Below are 18,736 nucleotides of genomic sequence, written 5' to 3'. Positions count from 1 at the left end.
ACGGGACCGCCCCACAAGACCACCCATCCAGCGGCACCCCACCCGGCCCACCTCAAAAGGCGACACCCCGTCAGGTCCCCCACGATGCGAAGGAGGACCGCCGCCCGGCCGAGTCCCACCGTCCGTGCTCTCGGGAGGACCCGCGATGACCGCCAGCCTGGAGCAGTTGCGCCGCTGCCATTTCGCCGTCGACATGGGGGCGGCGAGGACACGTGTCTTCGTGAAGGGCGCCGGGCTCGTCGTGGACCAGCCGAGCGTCGCCGCCGTGAACACGAAGACCGGCGCCCTGATCGCCGTCGGCGAGTTCGCGGAGAAGATGACGGGCCGCACGCCCGACTACATCCGGGTCGTACGGCCCGTCTCCGGCGGCACGGTCGTCGACATCGAGATGGCCCAGCGCATGCTGCGCCAGCTGCTCGGCGACAAGGTCCGCCGCGCCCTGCGCCGCAAGCCCCGGCTGCGGGCCGCCATCTGCACCCCGCACGACGCCGACCCGCTCGCGGAGCGCGCCGCGGTCGAGACGCTCGTCGGACTCGGGGCGCGGCGCGTCGAGCTCGTCGACACTCTCATCGCCGCCGGCGTCGGCTGTGGACTGCCCGTGGAACGGCCCGAGGCCACCATGATCATGGTGTGCGGGGCCGCCGCCACCCAGGTCGCGGTGCTGTCCCTCGGCTCGATCGTGACCGCCGCACGCATCCCCGTCGGCGGCGAGGCCATCGACCACGCGATCGTCCAGCACCTGCGCCACCAGCACGAGTTGATGCTCCCGTCACAGTCCGTACGACCGCTGCAGCTCGCCCTCTCCGGGAACGGCCTCACCGCGCACGGCCCCGCCTCCACCGAGATCCACGGCAGGGACGTGGCCACCGGACTAGCCCGTTCCGTGCAGGTCGACACGGCAGCCGTGCGCGACGCGATCCAGACCCCGCTGACCGCCGTCCTCGACGGCATCGGCAAGGTGCTGCGCGTCTGCCCGCCGGACCTGGTGGCCGACCTCGCCGACCGCGGAATCATGATGGTCGGCGGCAGCGCCCTGCTGCCGGGCCTCGACCAGATGCTGCGGCACGCGACGGGCATGCCGGTGCACATCGCCGAACGCCCCGACGTGTGCGCGGTCCTCGGCCTGGGCGCGATGCTGGAGGGCAGGATCGAGCCCCTGGCCCTCGACCCGCTGGCCACCTGAGCACCGCCCCGAACACAGGCCGTACGCACTCCGAACACACCCTTCACGCAGCTCGTACGCAGAGAGCCGGACCCTCCGCCGCCCGCATGAGCGAAGCCTCCGAACCCCCCGAGCCCGTCGAATCCGCCGAGCCGTCCACTCCCCGTGGCCCGCTCCCGCTCCCCCGCCTGCTCGAAGCCGTCCTGGGCGTCGGCGCCGACCCGGAGCTGCGTGCCACGCTCCAGCACATCGTGGACACCGCTGCCGAGCTGACCGACGCCCGGCACGCGGCGCTGGAGGCCACCGACCCCGGACACGATGGCGGTGACGGTGGCAGTGGCCCGACGGAGTTCCACACGGCCGAACCACCGGCGGCCGGGCAGGCGGCGCACAGCCGCCTGGACGTGCCGGTGCGCGTACGGGACGACGCGTACGGAAGTCTCCGCCTCACCGGGAAACGCGACGGCGGCCCCTTCACGGGCGAGGACGAGCAGCTGGTGCGGGTGCTGGCCACCCAGGCGGGCATCGCGATCGGCAACGCCCGCCTGTACGAGACGGCCCGTCAACGCGAGCGCTGGATCGAGGGCGCGGCGGCCGTGACCACGGCGCTGCTCACCGGCGAGACGGCGGCCGACGCGCTGATGACGGTCGCCGAGCGGGCCCGGATGCTCGCCGACGCCTCGGCCGGGGTGATCCTCCAGCCCACCGACGAGGGCGGCATGGAGATCGTGACGGCGTCGACTCTCGACGACCCGGCCGGTCTCGTCGGTACGACCATCGCGCCGGGCAGCGCGGTCCTTGAGCAACTCCTGGGCGGGGAGCCGGTGTTCGTCGACGACTCGGCGACCGACCCGCGCATGACGACGCAGGTACGGCACCGGTTCGGGCCGAGCATGCTGCTGCCGCTCCAGGCCGGCGGCCGGCTGATCGGCACCCTGGCCCTCCCTCGTCGGCGCGGCGACCGCCCGTACACGTCCGTCGAGCAGTTGCTGGCCACGCAGTTCGCCTCGCAGGCCGCCCTGGCGCTCGTCCTCGCGGACGCCCAGCAGCGCAGGGAGCGGCTCGCGGTCTTCGAGGACCGTGACCGGATCGCCCGTGACCTGCACGATCTGGTCGTCCAGCGGCTCTTCGCGACCGGCATGATGCTGGAGTCCACCCAGCGCCGCACCGCCGAGGAGCAGGACGCCGAGGTCCACGCGATGCTGGGCCGGGCCGTCGAGGAACTCCGGTCGACCGTCCAGGAGGTCCGTACGGCGATCTTCGCGCTGCAACAGCCGCCCGCCGACGCCCCCACCACGTTCCGCGGCAAGGTCCTCCGCGAGACGGCGAGTGCCGCTGCGGCCCTCGGCTTCCAGCCTTCCGTGCAGTTCACGGGGCCGGTCGACGCCCGGCTCCCGGACCCGGTGGCCACCCGTCTCCTCACCGCCCTCCGCGCCGCCCTCGCGGCCGCGTCCCGCCGCACCGGCACCACCCGCGTCACCGTCTCGATCGACGCGACGACGACACTCCCGGACGGCCGCCCCGGCGTACGGCTGACGGTGTTCGACGACGGCGACGGAGACGCGGAAGCGAAGACGGACAGGGACGACGAACCCGGAACCGGGACGACGGTGACATGGCAGTCCCCTCTGCGAACACACCCGTGAGCCGAACAGCCCCACCCCACCCGCACCACGACCTCACAGCTGTTACGCGTAGGAAACCTTGACGATCGCCGCACCGGGTGCCACGATTCCGGCGCCGCGATGTTTACGTAAACATCACCCCAAGTCGAGCCCCCGGCCGCGAGGTCCGACTCAACGCTTCGTTCCGATGTTTACGTAAACACCCGTCCGCGGCCGGTGGAGCGAGGAGGAGCGAAGCGATGTCTCCGACAGCGACAACGCCTCCGCCACCACTCGGCCGACAGAACCGCACCCACCACAGCCACCCCCACCCACCACCGGACCCCCGACGGCGAGCCGACACCACCCGTCCTCCGGCCCGGCACACCTCCGACGGCCGCTCAGCCACGCGCAGGCTCCAGCCATGCGCCGAGCCGCCATCCTCCGAAAGGGCAAGCTGATGCGCAGAACCCCCGCGGGCACCCGCTTCACCCCCCGGCTGCGGGCCGCCTTCGTGGCGCTCCTGATCGCCGGTACCAGCGGCACCACCGTCGCCGCCAGCCCGGCCGGCGCCGCGCCGAGCGGACACACGAGCGGCCACACGAGCGGGCTCGCCAAGGACACGACCCAGTTCAAGGGCGTGAACTGGGCGGACCCGCGCGACAACTTCGCCGACGACCCGGTCGTGCTGTCCGGCCTGTCGACGTCCGACACCTACGCCCAGACGTACACCAAGGCGAGCCGGGTGATCTCCGCGTTCCGCGCGAACCTCGGTGCCAACACGGTCCGGCTGCCCATCAACCCGTACACGGTCAACGGCCGCTACTGGAAGTCCTATCGCGGAGTCATCGACGCGGCCTCGGACAAGGGCTTCAAGGTCATCCTCTCCTACTGGGAGGGAACGGGCCCGCGCAAGGACGGCTTCATCGACGACACGGCAACCTACTGGCCCATGTGGAACACCGTGGTCAAGGCCTACAAGAGCGACAAGCGCGTCTACTTCGAGCCGATGAACGAGCCCCACGGCTACACCGACACCGAGTGGGCGGACATAGCCGCGAAGTGGCTGGACACGTACCGGCAGGTCCCCCGCAACCGGGTCTTCGTCAGTGGCGCCGGCTACAACGACCACGTCACGTCCGTCTGCGCCGACCCGCGCCTGAAGGGCACCTATCTGTCGCTGCACCACTACGGGTTCTGGAAGGACTACGCCACCTACGACCAGTGGGTGGCCGACCTCAAGGTGCGCATCGGTGACTGCGCGAAGCGGACCGTCGCGGACGAGTTCGGCTCCCCGATGACCACGGGCTTCGACTACAACAAGCCGACCCCGGACAACAACTTCATCAACTACCTGCAGGCCGTCACCGACACGTTCCGCGAGCTCAAGATGGGCTCCGTGTACTGGCCCGGTCTGCGTACGGACGACACCTACTCGCTGCAGACCCTGACCGGCAACCCCGCCCGCCCCTGGCTGACCACCACCAACCAGTCCGGCGCCGACCGCCTCGCCTGGGCCTGGGGCCGCGGCAAGCCCGTACGGCCCTAGTACGGCCCTCGCTCCGCCCACAACACACAGGCTCCGCCTCCCGACACGGGGAGGCGGAGCCTCGTGGTCCGGTGCGGCGCTGCTCATCGGTCCCGAAGCGGAACGCCGCTTCGGCGACCCCAACAGGCGCCGTCACAGCCGGGACCGCACCGAGCACGGCATCAAGCACTGGCCGGCGGCGGCGCGAGACCGGCCGCGACTTCGACGGCGATCTCGATGGCCCGGACGGCGAGTGGTGAGTGGGTACGTCCGGCCCGCCAGTGCAGGTAGATCTCGCGCGGCGGCAGGGACGGCCGTAGCTCGTGGACGTGGAGCCGGTCGTCGGACGGTACGTCGGCACCGCGGACGGCGAGCCAGGGCAGCACCGCCGATCCCAGACCGGCTCGCACCATCGACAGCAGGGTGTCGTTGACCGCACTGCGGAACACGACCTGTGGACGGGCGCCGCTGCGGGCGACCGCCTGCTCCATCGCGGGCTGGTCGCAGGTCAGCGGCCAGGCCACCATCGGCGCACCGTCGAGCAGTTGCGGCGGGACCGGACCGTCGGGGAAGGTGCCGGCGCCTGCCACCAGCAGGTACGGATCGTCGAGCAGTTTGAGGTGCTCGACGTCGCCGTCGATGCGGCCGTCGTAGAACAGCAGGTCGAGGTCACCGATCTGCGGCTGTTCCGGCTCCTCCTCGGACAGCCTGATGTCGCAGCCGGGGTGCTCGTCCCTCAGCCGGCGTACGACCGACGGCAGGATCACGTTGGACACGCTCTGGAACGTGCCGATGTCGATCCGGCCGTCTCCCGCCTTGAACCGGTCCACGGCGTGGGCCAGGGCCCCCGCCTTCGCCAGCAGTTCACGACCGTGGCCCAGGACCACGGAGCCGAGCGGGGTGAGCCGCACCGGCCTAGGACCGCCCGGCCGGTCGAACACCGCACCGCCGACGGCCCTCTCCAACGCGGCGATCTGCTGGCTCACCGTCGACTGGGTGTACCCGAGGCGGGCGGCCGCCCGGCCGAACGAGCCCTCCTCGGTGATGGCGGCCAGGGCCGCCAGATGGCGAAGTTCGACGTCGGTCACGGGCTCCACCATACGACGGCAATCGTCATAAGCGATCGAATCAATCGGAAATCATCGCTTTTCACGATCGAGTCGCAGGCTCTAGCGTGCCGGACATGACCTCACATCACTCTCACGGCGAACAACTCCTCAAGATCAACGGCGTCGAGCTCTGCGTCGAGACCTTCGGCGACCGCGCGAACCCGACGGTCGTGCTGGTCGCCGGGGCGGCCGCCTCGATGCTCTGGTGGGACGCCGAACTGTGCGAACAGATCGCCGCCCGCGGCCGGTTCGTGGTCCGCTACGACCACCGGGACACCGGCCGGTCGACCTGCTACCCGCCCGGGGAGCCGGCGTACTCGTTCAACGACCTGACCCTGGACGTGCTCGGCATCCAGGACGCCCTGGGCATCGAACGGGCCCATGTGGTCTGTCAGTCGATGTTCGGCGGGAGCGGACTCGTCCTCGGCGTGGACCATCCCGACCGGGTCGCGTCGCTGACGTTCGTCTCGACCTCGACCGGGGCCGACGACCTGCCACCGCCGAGCGGCCTGGCCATGCCGGCCGAGCCGGACTCCTCGGACGCGGCCGCTGTCGTCGAGTACGTGGTCGCCGGCGCGAGGGCGTTCGCCGGTGGCTCGCCGTACTTCGACGAGGCCGCGATCCGGGCGTTGGCCGAACGCGACGTGGCGCGCGCCAGGAGCTACGCGTCGACTCTCGTCAACCACTACGCCGTCGAGCACGAGGGGCCGGCGCGAGGCGGCTTCGGTGACATCGCGGCGCCGACGCTCGTGGTCCACGGCGACCACGACCCGTTCCTGCCGCTGCCGCACGGCGAGGCGTTGCGCGACGCGGTCCCCGGTGCGGAGCTGCTGGTCCTCAAGGGGGCCGGACACGACCTGCCGAGGCCGGTGTGGGACGACTTCGTGTCGGCCCTGGTGCGTCACACGGAAGGCGCCCGCTCATGAACCGGCCGCGGTCGGCACTCTGGCTGCCGCTCTTCGACGACCTCGCCGACCCGCGGGAGGTCGCACGCCTCGCCGCCGACGCGGAGGAGGCCGGGTGGGACGGCTGCTTCGTGTGGGATCACCTGCGCTGGCGGGAGCCGGTCCGGCAGGTCGCCGACCCGTGGATCACGCTGGCGGCGGTCGCGACGGCGACGGAGCGGCTGCGGCTCGGCCCGATGGTCTCGACGCCTGCCCGTCGACGGCCGGCCAAGGTCGCGCGGGAGACCGCGACGCTGGACCGGCTCAGCGACGGCCGCCTCACCCTCGGCGTCGGCCTCGGCAGCGACCGGTTCGGCGGCGAGCTGTCCAGGACCGGCGAGCAGCTCGACGACCGGCGGCGCGGGCAGATGCTCGACGAGTCCTTGGCGATCCTGGCCGCCGCCTGGTCCGGCGAGCCGGTGCGCCACCGCGGCGAGCACTACACCGTCGACGACATCGTGTTCCTGCCGCGGCCGGTTCAGCGGCCCGGCGTGCCGGTGTGGGCCGCCGGATTCCCGGGCAACACCAAGCCGGTCCGCCGGGCCGCCCGGCTCGACGGCTTCTTCCCGGCCAATCTCGAGCACCCGGACCAGCTCGCAGAGGTCGTCGACACCCTCACCGAACTGCGCCACGGCGAGATGGCCTCGTACGACATCGCCGTCAGTCTGCCGCTCGGTGTCGACCCCGAGCCGTACGCGAGAGCCGGCGCGACGTGGTGGCTGCCGGAGTTCGACCCGGGTGTACGTCTCGACACCGTGCGCGGCGTACTCCGCGAGGGCACAGCGGCGTAGGAACGCGGCCTCGATGTCCACCACGACTCGGAGTTCACTCGCTGCCGTTCTCGGACGGGGCCGTTGCGTCGCCCGTCAGTACCGCCGCCACGGTGGCGGGCCGTCGACTCGACCGAAGTGAGGAGTGACCGGTCGTCCGCTCCCGGCCCGACTGCCTCAGGGAGCCTGACCATCCCTCAAAGGCGCTACCCCGCCGACGAAACACCTGGTCGGATCGATTCTTCACGCGTAGCGCCTGGTGGGGCGGGTGGGACTCGAACCCACGGCCGACGGATTATGAGTCCGCTGCTCTAACCGGCTGAGCTACCGCCCCATTACGGCGCGTCGCGCACATTTGTGCGCGCCGTCTGCCGCAGCATAGCCGCTCATACGATCTCCTGCTTCGGATGGTCGACTTCGCCTGCCCTGGAGGACCCCACCTGGGGCGGAGCGGTTCCCGAGGACATGAAAAAGGACCCCGACGGGGTCCTCGTTCCCTTGCTCTCCCGACTGGACTCGAACCAGTAACCTGCCGGTTAACAGCCGGCTGCTCTGCCAATTGAGCTACGGAAGACCGAAGCTCCCCCGACTGGACTCGAACCAGTAACCTGCCGGTTAACAGCCGGCTGCTCTGCCAATTGAGCTACAGGGGATTGCCTCGTTGCATCGAACGTACCTCCCTGGGTATTCGCCAGGGGGCGTGCGCTCGCTGCGACACATACATTAGCGCAAGCAGGGGGGTGCTCCGCCAATCGGTAATCCCCGCCTGCGACCGACGCCGCCGCAAGGGACCGACTCACAAGAGAAGGGTGGCCGCCATGCGCTACCGGCTCACGTTCGTCGCCGGACTGGCCCTGGGATACGTGCTCGGCACGCGTGCCGGGCGCGAGCGCTACGAGCAGCTGAGGAAGACCGCACAGCAGGTCGCTCAGAACCCGGCGGTGCGCAACACCGCCGAGTCCGCGGCCCAGCAGGGGCGCGAGTTCGCCGGCAAGGCGTATCACGTGGTGAGCGAGAAGGTCGGTGACCGGGTCCCCGATTCGGTGGCCGAGAGGGTCCGCCACCTGCGGGAGCGCAACACGAACGGCACGCGTACCGATGACGACTGGGGCACCAGCAACACGTAACCGGTACGGCCGCCTCCGCCGGTCCGGTACGGCCGGGTCCGGTCGTACGGCAGAATTTCCGCCATGGGGATAGTCGCCGGGTTGGACAGTTCGCCCGATTTCACTCGCATCGTCGTCTGCGACGCGGACAGCGGAGCCGTGCTCAGGCAGGGGTATGCCCCGCATCCGATGGACGGCGTGTCCGAGGGCGGCCGGCCTTCGGACGTCGACCCGCAGGCCTGGCTGCTGTCCCTGGGCGAGGCCGCGGGCGGCGGGCTCCTCGAAGGCGTTCAGGCCATCGGTGTGTCCGCGCAGCAGAACGGGCTCGTGCCGGTGGACACCCAGGGCAACACGGTGCGTCCGGCGATGGTCGGCGGGGACAAGCGGGCTCAGGTCGCGGCCGCCGACCTGGTCGACGCCCTGGGCGGACGCGAGGCCTGGGCGCAGGCCGTGGGCTGCGTGCCGCAGGCGGCGCAGCCGGTCACGAAGCTGCGCTGGCTCGCGAGGAACGAACCCGATGCGGCGCTGCGCACCACGGTGCTGCTCCAGGCGCACGACTGGCTGGTGTGGCAGCTGCTCGGCCGTCCGGCACGCCGGACCACCGACCGGGGCGGGGCCTCCGGGACCGGCTACTGGTCGGCGGCGACCGGTGCGTACCGGCCCGATCTCGTGGAGCTGGCGCTCGGGCACCAGGCGCTGCTGCCCGATGTGCTGGGGCCGTGGGAGGCCGCGGGGACGACGCCCGAGGGGCTGCTGATCTCGGCGGGGACGGGCGAGACGATGGCGGCGGCGTTCGGGCTGGGCATCGGGCTCGGGGACGCGGTGGTGTCGCTCGGCGCCTCCGGTTCCGTGATGGCCGTGCACCACGAGGCGCTCGTCGACTCCTCCGGAATGATCACCTCCCTCGCGGACGCGACCGGGATGCATCTGCCGGTCGTCACCACGCTCAATGCCGTACGGGCCCTGCGCGGGGCCGCCGAACTGCTCGGCGTGCCGGACCTGGAGGCCCTGTCGGACCTGGCGATGAAGTCCACCCCGGGCTCCCACGGGCTCGTGCTGCTGCCCTATCTGGAGGGCGAGCGGACGCCCAACCTGCCGCACACGGCGGGGACGCTGGCCGGGCTGCGGCGGGAGTCGATGAAGCCCGAGCATCTGGCACGGGCCGCCTTCGAGGGCATGCTGTGCGGGCTCGCGGACGCGCTGGACGTGCTGCGCAAGCGAGGCGTGGAGGTGCGACGGATCTTCCTGCTGGGCCAGGCCGCCGAGCTGAGCGCGGTGCAGGCCTGCGCTCCCGCGCTGCTCGGTACGCAGATCGTGGTGCCGCAGCCCGCGGACTACGCGGCGATCGGCGCGGCCCGGCAGGCGGCCTGGGCGCTCGGTACCTCGCAGGGCACGATCCAGCCGGGGCTGCCGCCCGTCTGGCAGGGCGCGGCCGCGCAGATCCTGGAGCCCGGCGAGGAGCTGGCGGTGGGCCAGGCCGTGCGGCAGCAGTACGTGTCGGTACGGGACCAGACGCACCCGGGGGCTTTCCGCCCCTGAGGCCTCTCGGAGCCCGGGCGACTCGAACGGCCTACGGCTTCGGACCGAAGCCCGGTCCGCTCTTGGACCTCTCTTGGCTTAATCAGTTGAGGTAACACGGGTGGAGTGTTCGACGATAGGGGCCAAGGGCAACCAACCGCCCCGCCGCCGACTCCGAGAGACCCAGTGTGCTCATACGACTCCTGCGTACCTATCTCACGCCCTACAAGAAACCCATCGCGCTGCTCGTACTGCTGCAGTTCCTGCAGACCTGCGCCACGCTCTACCTGCCCACGCTGAACGCGGACATCATCGACAACGGTGTCGTCGACGGCGACACGGGCTACATCCTGACCTTCGGCGCCCTGATGATCGGCATCTCGCTGGCCCAGGTCGTCTGCAACATCGGGGCCGTCTACTACGGCGCCCGTACGGCCTCCGCGGTCGGCCGGGACATCCGGGCCGGCATCTTCGACCGGGTGCAGTCGTTCTCCGCGCGTGAGGTCGGCCACTTCGGGGCGCCGTCGCTGATCACCCGCACGACGAACGACGTGCAGCAGGTGCAGATGCTCACCCTGATGACGTTCACGCTGCTGGTGTCGGCGCCGATCATGTGCGTGGGCGGCATCGTCCTCGCGCTCGGGCTCGACGTACCGCTGTCCGGGGTGCTGCTCGCCGTCGTGCCGGTGCTCGGGATCTCGGTGAGTCTCATCGTGCGCCGGCTGCGGCCGCTGTTCCGCACGATGCAGGTGCGGCTCGACACGGTGAACCGGGTGCTGCGCGAGCAGATCACCGGCAACCGCGTCATCCGGGCCTTCGTGCGCGACGGCTACGAGGAGGAGCGTTTCCGGAAGGCGAACGCCGACCTCACCGAGGTGTCGCTGGGCACCGGGCGGATGCTGGCGCTGATGTTCCCCATCGTCATGACGGTGGTGAACGTGTCGTCGATCGCGGTGGTGTGGTTCGGCGCCCACCGGATCGACAGCGGCGGGATGCAGATCGGCGCGCTGACCGCGTTCCTCGCCTACCTGATGCAGATCGTCATGTCCGTGATGATGGCCACCTTCATGTTCATGATGGTGCCGCGCGCGGAGGTGTGTGCCGAGCGCATCCAGGAGGTCCTGGACACCTCCAGCAGTGTGGTCCCGCCGAAGGCACCGGTCCTGGAGCTGCGGCGGCACGGCCATCTGGAGATCCGGGGTGCCGGGTTCCGCTACCCGGGTGCCGAGGAGCCGGTACTGAGGACCATCGACCTGGTGGCCCTGCCGGGTGAGACCACCGCCGTGATCGGCTCGACCGGCAGCGGCAAGTCCACGCTCCTCGGCCTGGTCCCCCGGCTGTTCGACGCCACCGACGGCCAGGTGCTGGTGGACGGCGTCGACGTACGCACGGTCGAGCCGCGGCTGCTCGCGCGCACGGTGGGCCTCGTACCGCAGAAGCCGTACCTCTTCGCGGGCACGGTGGCGACCAACCTCCGGTACGGCAATCCGGACGCGACCGACGAGGAGCTGTGGCACGCGCTGGAGGTGGCGCAGGCCAAGGGCTTCGTGGAGGGTCTGGAGAACGGTCTCGACGCGACGATCGCGCAGGGCGGGACGAATGTGTCGGGCGGCCAGCGGCAGCGGCTCGCCATCGCCCGGACCCTTGTGCAGCGCCCCGAGATCTACCTCTTCGACGACTCCTTCTCGGCGCTCGACTACGCCACGGACGCGGCGTTGCGGAGGGCGCTCGCGCAGGAGACCGCCGAGGCGACGGTCGTGATCGTCGCCCAGCGGGTGTCGACCATCCGTGACGCCGACCGGATCGTGGTCCTCGACGAGGGCCGGGTCGTCGGCACGGGCCGCCACCACGAGCTGATGGCGGAGAACGAGACATACCGGGAGATCGTGCTCTCCCAGCTGACGGAAGCGGAGGCAGCCTGATGGCCGGGCCCATGGGGCGGATGATGGCCGGGACGGGCCCCGACCATCACTCGATGGACTTCAAGGGGTCCGGGAAGCGGCTGCTGGCGCATTTCAAGCCGGAACGCACCACTCTGTACGTGATGCTCGTCGCCGTGGTGTTCAGCGTCGGCCTGTCGGTCCTCGGGCCGAAGATCCTGGGCCGGGCCACCGACCTCGTCTTCGCCGGGGTCGTCGGACGGGAGATGCCCGCGGGGCAGACGAAGGCCGAGGCCCTCGCGGCGATGCGGGAGCGCGGCGACGGCGGCATGGCCGACATGCTCTCCGGGACGGACTTCACCCCGGGCAAGGGCATCGACTTCGGCGCGGTCGGCGAGGTGCTGCTGCTCGCTCTCGTGGCGTTCCTGGTGGCCGGTCTGCTGATGACCGTGGCGACGCGGCTGGTGAACCGGGCCGTCAACAAGACGATGTACAACATGCGCGAGGACGTGCAGACGAAGCTGTCGCGGCTGCCGCTGTCGTACTTCGACAAGCGGCAGCGCGGTGAGGTGCTCAGCCGCGCCACGAACGACATCGACAACATCGGGCAGACCCTCCAGCAGTCGATGGGCCAGCTGGTCAACTCGCTGCTGACGATCGTCGGTGTGCTGGCGATGATGTTCTGGGTGTCGTGGCTGCTCGCGCTCGTCGCGCTGGTCACCGTGCCGCTGTCGTTCGTCGTCGCCACCCGGGTGGGCAAGCGGTCGCAGCCGCACTTCGTGCAGCAGTGGCGGACCACCGGCAAGCTCAACGCGCACATCGAGGAGATGTACACCGGCCACAACCTCGTCAAGGTCTTCGGGCGGCAGGACGAGTCGGCGGCACAGTTCGCCGAGGAGAACGAGAAGCTGTACGAGGCCGGGTTCCGGGCGCAGTTCAACAGCGGGGTCATGCAGCCGCTGATGATGTTCGTGTCGAACCTGAACTATGTGCTGGTGGCCGTGGTCGGCGGTCTGCGCGTCGCGTCGGGCGCCCTCTCGATCGGTGACGTCCAGGCCTTCATCCAGTACTCCCGGCAGTTCTCCATGCCGCTCACCCAGGTCGCCTCGATGGCGAACCTCGTGCAGTCCGGGGTCGCTTCGGCGGAGCGGATCTTCGAACTGCTGGACGCGGAGGAGCAGGAGGCCGACCCGGTGACGGGCGCGCGTCCGGAGGAACTCCGGGGCCGGGTGGCGCTGGAGGGGGTCTCCTTCCGGTACGACCCGGAGAAGCCGCTCATCGAGGACCTGTCGCTGAAGGTGGAGCCGGGGCACACGGTCGCCATCGTCGGGCCGACGGGCGCCGGCAAGACCACGCTCGTGAACCTGCTGATGCGGTTCTACGAGGTCACGGGCGGGCGTATCACCCTCGACGGGGTCGACATCGCGAAGATGTCCCGGGACGAACTGCGGGCCGGGATCGGCATGGTGCTGCAGGACACCTGGCTGTTCGGCGGTTCGATCGCGGAGAACATCGCGTACGGGGCCTCCCGGGAGGTCACCCGTGGGGAGATCGAGGAGGCGGCTCGGGCCGCCCATGCCGACCGGTTCGTCCGGACGTTGCCCGACGGGTACGACACCGTCATCGACGACGAGGGGTCGGGGGTGAGTGCGGGTGAGAAGCAGCTGATCACCATCGCTCGGGCGTTCCTGTCCGATCCGGTGATCCTTGTGCTGGACGAGGCGACGAGTTCGGTGGACACCCGTACCGAGGTGCTCATCCAGAAGGCGATGGCGAAGCTCGCGCACGGGCGGACGTCGTTCGTCATCGCGCATCGTCTGTCGACGATCCGCGATGCCGACACCATTCTCGTGATGGAGAACGGGTCGATCGTGGAACAGGGCGCCCACACGGACCTGCTGGCCGCGAACGGCGCGTACGCCCGCCTGTACAAGGCCCAGTTCGCGGAGGCTGTGGTGGAGGTGGACTGAGGGGTGGCCGGGGGCGGTTGGGTTTTTTCGCCCCCGCCGCCCCTACCCATTCCCGTCACTTGCTCAGGGGCTCCGCCCCCGAACCCCCGCTCCTCAAACGCCGGAGAGGCTGGTTTTCAGTGGGGGTCTGGGGGCGTCAGCCCCCAGGGGAAGGGAACGGGTAGGGGCGGCGGGGGCGAAGAAATACCCTGTCAGTCCAGGTAGCCCCGCAGTTGGTCTGCGAAGGCGTGGTCTCGGAGTTTGTTCAACGTCTTGGATTCGATCTGGCGGATGCGCTCGCGGGTGACGCCGAAGATGCGGCCTATCTCCTCCAGCGTGCGGGGACGGCCGTCCGCCAGGCCGTAGCGGAGTTGGACCACCTTCCGCTCGCGCTCCCCGAGGGTCGAGAGGACCGCCTCCAGGTGCTCCCTCAGGAGCAGGAACGCCGCCGACTCCACAGGACTCGTCGCGTCCCCGTCCTCGATGAGGTCCCCGAGAGCCACATCGTCCTCCTCGCCCACAGGCGCGTGGAGGGACACCGGCTCCTGGGCCAGCCGCAGGACCTCGCTGACCCGTTCACTGGGGAGATCCAAATGCGCAGCGACCTCCTCCGGCGTCGGCTCGTACCCCCGCTCCTGCAGCATCCGCCGCTGCACCCGCACCACCCGGTTGATCAACTCGACCACGTGGACGGGCACCCGGATCGTCCGGGCCTGGTCGGCGAGGGCCCTGGACATGGCCTGGCGGATCCACCAGGTCGCGTACGTCGAGAACTTGTACCCACGGGCGTAGTCGAACTTCTCGACCGCCCTGATCAACCCCAGGTTTCCCTCCTGGACGAGATCGAGCATGGTCAGCCCGCGCCCCACGTACCGCTTGGCGACGGAGACGACCAGCCGGAGGTTCGCCTCGATGAGCCGGCGTTTGGCCATCCGGCCCATGACCACCAACTTGTCGAGGTCCAGGGCGAGTTGGCTGTCCAGGTCGGAAGCCAGACGCAGCCGCTCCTCGGCGAAGAGGCCGGCCTCGACCCGACGCGCCAGCTCCACCTCCTCCGCGGCGGTGAGCAGCGGGATCCGGCCGATCTCCCGCAGGTACTGGCGGAACAGGTCGGACGAGGGCCCACCGGTGTCCGTACGCCCGCGGGGCACTTCCACCGGCTCCGGCGCCTCGGTCTCCACGAGCATGACGGGCGACTCGTCGGGCTCGGCCTGCGAGCCCTCCGGATCCGCCGCCGTCTCGGGGTGGTGCGCGGCACGGCTCTGCGGCGGTACGGCCGCGATGACGTCGGAATCCGCGTCCGTGTCGCCGGTGTTGTCGGTCTGGGTGAGGGTCTGGGTCTGCACGGGGGCGACCTCCAGGAATGTCGCTGCTGAGGCGTGCGGCAGCGGGACGGGGACGACGGCCTTGCCGCTGTCCGTCCCGAACACGTTGAGCGGAACCGCGGGGACATTGGACCCGTCGCGTTCGGGTCGGCCGCGCTCCGAGGACTCAGGCACCGGAACCCAGTGTGGAGTACGACACATCGTCGCCACGAGGGGCGTGCGGTGACTTTTTGAGTCCGGTCCGTGACCGCGTGGTTACCCTCGCGGAGAACTCGCGGGCCTGTTCGTGCCCTGATCTGGCACGATCCCCGAGTGTCCGGTTCCGATTACGGGGTATACGTGACGGCCCGCCGTGACTGTGCTGCCGGTTCTGAACGGCTGCGCCACTGGGCGGCCGGCGCCGGTCTCAAGCCGGCGTACATCTCGCGGCTCGCGCCGGATGCCTTCACAGCCGATGGTCACGTCGACGGGTTCCCCGTCCTACGCCACCGAATCGGCCCGTGCACGAGAAGGCACGAGAAGTGACCGCGTGCGTGCGGGCGGACGGTTTCGCACCCGCCTCAGAGCGCGCCCGCGCCCTTCTCGCGCAGGGCCTGGTCGTACTGCTGGAGCACCCACAACTCGTTCTGTACGGCGGCCAGCTGGGCCGGGTCGCCCTGGGCGCTGGCGCGGGCGAGGGCGCCCTGGACGTCCCGGACGCGGCGCTCGACGGCGCGGCGGCGGACGGTGACCAGCTGCTCGCCCGCGTAGTGCTCGTCGACGGTCTTGCGCATGATGGCCTCGACGGCCAGCTCGGTGACCATGGCGCGGACGGCGTCGTCCGAGGCGGCCTCGCGGACGCGGACCAGGTACTCCTGCGGGTCCTGGACGCCGTACTCCGCGCCGCCCGCCTCGATGATCGTCTCGCGGACGGCCGCGTAGGGCGGGGCGGTGAACTCGTCCACGCCGTACGCGTCGAAGGCCGGGGAGACCAGCTCGGGGCGCTGGAGGGCGAGTTTGAGGAGCTCGCGCTCGGTGGCGAACACGGGGTTGCGGAGGGTCAGGGCGGGGCCGGAGGACGGCCTGGGTCCGCTGTTCTCGTAACTCTGCGGGGGGCGGCCGGTGCTTGCGGGCGCGGGGCCCTTGCCGCCGCGGTCACGGGCCCAGCGGGCCAGCTGGGCGACACGCTTGACGACGAACTGCGTGTCGAGGATGCCGAGCATGCCCGCGAGCTGGACGGCGACCTCGTGCTGGGCGCCGCTGTTCTTGATGCGGGCGACGATCGGGGCGGCCTCGTCGAGCGCGGCCGCTCGGCCCGCGGGGGTCTCCAGGTCGTACCGCAGGATGATCTGGCGCAGGGCGAACTCGAAGAGCGGGGTGCGCGGTTCGACCAGGTCGGCGACCGCCGCGTCGCCCTTCGCGAGGCGCAGCTCGCAGGGGTCCATGCCGTCAGGGGCGATCGCGATGTACGTCTCGGCGGCGAACTTCTGGTCGTCCTCGAAGGCCCGCAGGGCCGCTTTCTGCCCGGCCGAGTCGCCGTCGAAGGTGAAGATCACGCGCGCCGAGCCGTTGTCCATCAGGAGCCGTCGAAGGATCTTGATGTGGTCGCCGCCGAAGGCCGTGCCGCAGGTGGCGATGGCGGTGGTGATGCCGGCGAGGTGGCAGGCCATCACGTCCGTGTAGCCCTCGACCACGACCGCCCGGCTGCTCTTGGCGATGTCCTTCTTGGCGAGGTCGATGCCGTAGAGGACCTGGGACTTTCGGTAGATCGGCGTGTCGGGTGTGTTCAGGTACTTCGGGCCGTTGTCCGACTCGTACAGCTTTCGGGCGCCGAAGCCGACGACCTCGCCGCCGATGTCGCGGATCGGCCACATGAGGCGGCCGCGGAAGCGGTCGATGGGGCCTCGGCGGCCCTCCTGGGAGAGGCCGGAGAGGAGGATCTCCTTGTCGCTGAAGCCCTTGCCGCGGAGGTAGCGGGTGAGGTGGTCCCAGCCCTGGGGGCTGTAGCCGACGCCGAAGTGGGTGGCCGCGGCCTGGTCGAAACCGCGCTCGGCGAGGAACTTTCGGCCGGTGTCGGCCTCGGAGCCGGTGTCGAGCTGCTCGATGTAGAACTGGGCGGCGATCTTGTGGGCCTCGACCAGGCGGATGCGCTCGCCGCGCTGGTGGGAGGGGTTGTAGCCGCCCTCCTCGTACCGCAGGGTGATGCCTGCCTGGGCGGCGAGGCGCTCGACCGACTCCGAGAAGGTGAGGTGGTCGACCTTCATCACGAACGTGATGGTGTCGCCGCCCTCCTGGCAGCCGAAGCAGTGGAAGAGCCCCTTGCTCGGGCTGACCTGGAAGGAGGGCGACTTCTCGTCGTGGAAGGGGCAGAGACCCTTGAGGTTTCCGCCGCCCGCGTTGCGCAGCTGGAGGTACTCCGAGACCACGGCGTCGATCGGGACCGCGTCCCGAACAGCCTTCACGTCCTCGTCGTTGATCCTTCCAGCCACGCATGGATTCTACGGGGACGGTGTGACAGTCGAGCGCCGCCGTCGGTCATGAGACCAGACTGTCCAGCGGAACGTGCGGGTCCGCGAGTGCCTCCGTGTCCACCTGGGTCCGGTTCCGGATCAGTTGTTGGATCGGGTCCGTGACGTCCCACACATTCACGTTCATCCCGGCCAGCACCCGTCCTTCCTTCACCCAGAAGGCGATGAACTCGCGCTTGCCCGCGTCTCCCCGGATCACCACTTGGTCGTACGTGCCCGGGGGCGCCCAGCCCGAGTACTCGAGCCCTACGTCGTACTGGTCGGAGAAGAAATAGGGCACCCTGTCGTACGTCAGCTCGCGGCCCAGCATCGCGCGGGCCGCCGCCGGGCCGCCGTTCAGGGCGTTCGCCCAGTGCTCGACGCGCAGGCGGGTGTCGAACAGCGCGTGGTGGAAGGCGGCCACGTCACCGGCCGCGTAGATGTCGGGGTCGGAGGTGCGCAGCTGCTCGTCGACCGCGATGCCGCCACCCTGCGCGCGGTCGACCATCGTGAGGCCCGCGGCCTCGGCGAGCCCGGTGCGCGGGGCGGCGCCGATGGCGGCCAGGACGTCGTGCGCGGGGTGTTCCTCGCCGTCGTCCGTGCGGGCCGCCAGGACCATGCCGTCCTGGCCGGTGATCTCGGTGAGCCGGGCGCCGAAGTGGAAGCGGACGCCGTGCTCGCGGTGCAGCTCGGTGAAGAGCTGGCCGAGCTCGGGGCCGAGGACCGAGTGCAGCGGGGTCGGCCCGGGCTCGACGACGGTGACCTCGGCGCCGTACTCACGGGCGGCCGCGGCGACTTCCAGGCCGATCCAGCCCGCGCCCGCGATGACGAGGTGGCCGTTGTCCCGGCCGAGGGCGGTCAGTACGTGCTTGAGGCGCTCCGCGTGGGCGAGGCGCCGCAGGTGGTGGACGCCCGCGAGGTCCGTGCCCGGGATGTCGAGGCGGCGCGGTTCGGAGCCGGTCACCAGCAGCAGTTTGTCGTAGTGGACGAGAGTGCCGTCGTCACCGAAGCGGACGGTCCTGGCGGTCCGGTCGATGGCGTCGACGGTCTGGCCGAGGTGCAGCTCGATGTCGTTGCGCGCGTACCAGGCGGGCTCGTGGACGAAGACGCTGTCGCGCTCCTCCTTGCCGAGCAGATAGCCCTTGGACAGCGGCGGGCGTTCGTACGGGTGGTCGCGCTCGTCGCAGATCAGTATCACGCGGCCGGTGAAGCCCTCCGCCCGGAGCGTCTCGGCCGCCTTCGCGCCGGCCAGCCCGCCTCCGACGATGACGAATGTCTGATCTGCGTCGACCACTTGATGCCTCCTCGTAAGGATGTCGCCACATGCGAGCGTCCCGCACGGAGCGTGATGGGGG

13 protein-coding genes and 3 tRNA genes are annotated in these 18,736 nt (G+C 70.5%); 9 read left to right on the top strand and 7 right to left on the bottom strand.

Annotated elements, in window-relative coordinates:
• Nucleotides 1-145 precede the first annotated feature (145 nt).
• The 3 genes from OG718_RS36610 to OG718_RS36600 all read left to right on the top strand — a co-directional run bounded on the left by OG718_RS36610 (nt 146) and on the right by OG718_RS36600 (nt 4,315).
• Nucleotides 146-1,183 carry a rod shape-determining protein gene (locus OG718_RS36610; RefSeq protein ID WP_143631819.1) on the top strand — a complete coding sequence of 346 codons (1,038 nt, stop codon included), beginning with the start codon at nt 146-148 and terminating at the stop codon, nt 1,181-1,183.
• 86 nt (nt 1,184-1,269) lie between these two features.
• Nucleotides 1,270-2,808 (top strand): GAF domain-containing protein, encoded by a 1,539-nt coding sequence (locus tag OG718_RS36605; RefSeq protein WP_328846221.1) that lies wholly within the window; start codon nt 1,270-1,272, stop codon nt 2,806-2,808.
• A gap of 418 nt (nt 2,809-3,226) precedes the next feature.
• Complete coding sequence (locus tag OG718_RS36600) at nt 3,227-4,315, top strand: glycoside hydrolase family 5 protein (protein WP_143632854.1); 1,089 nt, start codon at nt 3,227-3,229, stop codon at nt 4,313-4,315.
• Between the two features lie 161 nt (nt 4,316-4,476).
• On the opposite strand, the gene OG718_RS36595 is transcribed toward OG718_RS36600, so the two are convergent.
• Nucleotides 4,477-5,382: a LysR family transcriptional regulator gene (locus tag OG718_RS36595; RefSeq protein WP_328846220.1), complete on the bottom strand. Its 906-nt coding sequence runs from the start codon at nt 5,380-5,382 to the stop codon at nt 4,477-4,479.
• Between the two features lie 95 nt (nt 5,383-5,477).
• On the opposite strand from OG718_RS36595, the gene OG718_RS36590 reads away from it, so the two are divergent.
• Together OG718_RS36590 and OG718_RS36585 are read left to right on the top strand one after the other, a co-directional pair.
• A complete protein-coding gene (locus OG718_RS36590) occupies nt 5,478-6,329 on the top strand; it encodes an alpha/beta fold hydrolase (RefSeq protein ID WP_143631827.1) in 852 nt (283 codons plus the stop codon).
• Nucleotides 6,326-7,138 carry an LLM class flavin-dependent oxidoreductase gene (locus OG718_RS36585; RefSeq protein WP_328846219.1) on the top strand — a complete coding sequence of 271 codons (813 nt, stop codon included), beginning with the start codon at nt 6,326-6,328 and terminating at the stop codon, nt 7,136-7,138. Before OG718_RS36590 ends, OG718_RS36585 begins: the two co-directional genes overlap by 4 nt.
• Nucleotides 7,139-7,374: 236 nt before the next feature.
• Here the strand turns inward: OG718_RS36585 and OG718_RS36580 are convergent.
• The 3 genes from OG718_RS36580 to OG718_RS36570 form a co-directional block, all read right to left on the bottom strand.
• Nucleotides 7,375-7,451 (bottom strand) — tRNA-Ile (locus tag OG718_RS36580).
• A gap of 167 nt (nt 7,452-7,618) precedes the next feature.
• Nucleotides 7,619-7,691, bottom strand: a tRNA-Asn gene (locus tag OG718_RS36575).
• A 6-nt stretch (nt 7,692-7,697) separates the two neighbouring features.
• Nucleotides 7,698-7,770, bottom strand: a tRNA-Asn gene (locus tag OG718_RS36570).
• A 165-nt stretch (nt 7,771-7,935) separates the two neighbouring features.
• Here OG718_RS36570 and OG718_RS36565 point away from each other — a divergent pair.
• The 4 genes from OG718_RS36565 to OG718_RS36550 all read left to right on the top strand — a co-directional run bounded on the left by OG718_RS36565 (nt 7,936) and on the right by OG718_RS36550 (nt 13,591).
• Nucleotides 7,936-8,244 (top strand): YtxH domain-containing protein, encoded by a 309-nt coding sequence (locus tag OG718_RS36565; RefSeq protein ID WP_143631832.1) that lies wholly within the window; start codon nt 7,936-7,938, stop codon nt 8,242-8,244.
• A gap of 63 nt (nt 8,245-8,307) precedes the next feature.
• Nucleotides 8,308-9,762, top strand: a complete 1,455-nt coding sequence (locus OG718_RS36560; protein ID WP_143631835.1) for an FGGY family carbohydrate kinase — start codon at nt 8,308-8,310, stop codon at nt 9,760-9,762.
• A gap of 167 nt (nt 9,763-9,929) precedes the next feature.
• The gene (locus tag OG718_RS36555) at nt 9,930-11,663 is read left to right on the top strand and encodes an ABC transporter ATP-binding protein (RefSeq protein ID WP_328846218.1); all 1,734 of its coding nucleotides are present in this window, start codon (nt 9,930-9,932) and stop codon (nt 11,661-11,663) included.
• Entirely contained in the window at nt 11,663-13,591 is a 1,929-nt protein-coding gene (locus OG718_RS36550; RefSeq protein WP_328846217.1) for an ABC transporter ATP-binding protein, read from the top strand. The genes OG718_RS36555 and OG718_RS36550 overlap by 1 nt, the downstream gene beginning before the upstream one ends.
• Nucleotides 13,592-13,782: 191 nt before the next feature.
• Here the strand turns inward: OG718_RS36550 and OG718_RS36545 are convergent, their stop codons facing one another.
• The 3 genes from OG718_RS36545 to OG718_RS36535 all read right to left on the bottom strand — a co-directional run bounded on the left by OG718_RS36545 (nt 13,783) and on the right by OG718_RS36535 (nt 18,675).
• Nucleotides 13,783-15,069 (bottom strand): RNA polymerase sigma factor, encoded by a 1,287-nt coding sequence (locus OG718_RS36545; RefSeq protein ID WP_306940248.1) that lies wholly within the window; start codon nt 15,067-15,069, stop codon nt 13,783-13,785.
• A 386-nt stretch (nt 15,070-15,455) separates the two neighbouring features.
• Nucleotides 15,456-17,363, bottom strand: coding sequence for a DNA primase (gene dnaG / locus OG718_RS36540; RefSeq protein ID WP_143631846.1), 1,908 nt, complete (start codon nt 17,361-17,363; stop codon nt 15,456-15,458).
• Nucleotides 17,364-17,409: 46 nt separating this feature from the next.
• Complete coding sequence (locus OG718_RS36535; protein WP_306940246.1) at nt 17,410-18,675, bottom strand: NAD(P)/FAD-dependent oxidoreductase; 1,266 nt, start codon at nt 18,673-18,675, stop codon at nt 17,410-17,412.
• Between the last annotated feature and the right edge of the window lie 61 nt (nt 18,676-18,736).

The organism is Streptomyces sp. NBC_00258, from assembly GCF_036182465.1.
GTDB lineage: Bacteria > Actinomycetota > Actinomycetes > Streptomycetales > Streptomycetaceae > Streptomyces.
Note: the sequence above shows the minus strand (reverse complement) of the source record. Positions and strands in the feature narration are given on the sequence as shown.

Bases quoted from the DNA above. Each gene is read 5' to 3' on its own strand.
- OG718_RS36610 (WP_143631819.1), top strand. From the start codon at position 146: ATGACCGCCAGCCTGGAGCAGTTGCGCCGCTGCCATTTCGCCGTCGAC.
- OG718_RS36605 (WP_328846221.1), top strand. From the start codon at position 1,270: ATGAGCGAAGCCTCCGAACCCCCCGAGCCCGTCGAATCCGCCGAGCCG.
- OG718_RS36600 (WP_143632854.1), top strand. From the start codon at position 3,227: ATGCGCAGAACCCCCGCGGGCACCCGCTTCACCCCCCGGCTGCGGGCC.
- OG718_RS36590 (WP_143631827.1), top strand. From the start codon at position 5,478: ATGACCTCACATCACTCTCACGGCGAACAACTCCTCAAGATCAACGGC.
- OG718_RS36585 (WP_328846219.1), top strand. From the start codon at position 6,326: ATGAACCGGCCGCGGTCGGCACTCTGGCTGCCGCTCTTCGACGACCTC.
- OG718_RS36565 (WP_143631832.1), top strand. From the start codon at position 7,936: ATGCGCTACCGGCTCACGTTCGTCGCCGGACTGGCCCTGGGATACGTG.
- OG718_RS36560 (WP_143631835.1), top strand. From the start codon at position 8,308: ATGGGGATAGTCGCCGGGTTGGACAGTTCGCCCGATTTCACTCGCATC.
- OG718_RS36550 (WP_328846217.1), top strand. From the start codon at position 11,663: ATGGCCGGGCCCATGGGGCGGATGATGGCCGGGACGGGCCCCGACCAT.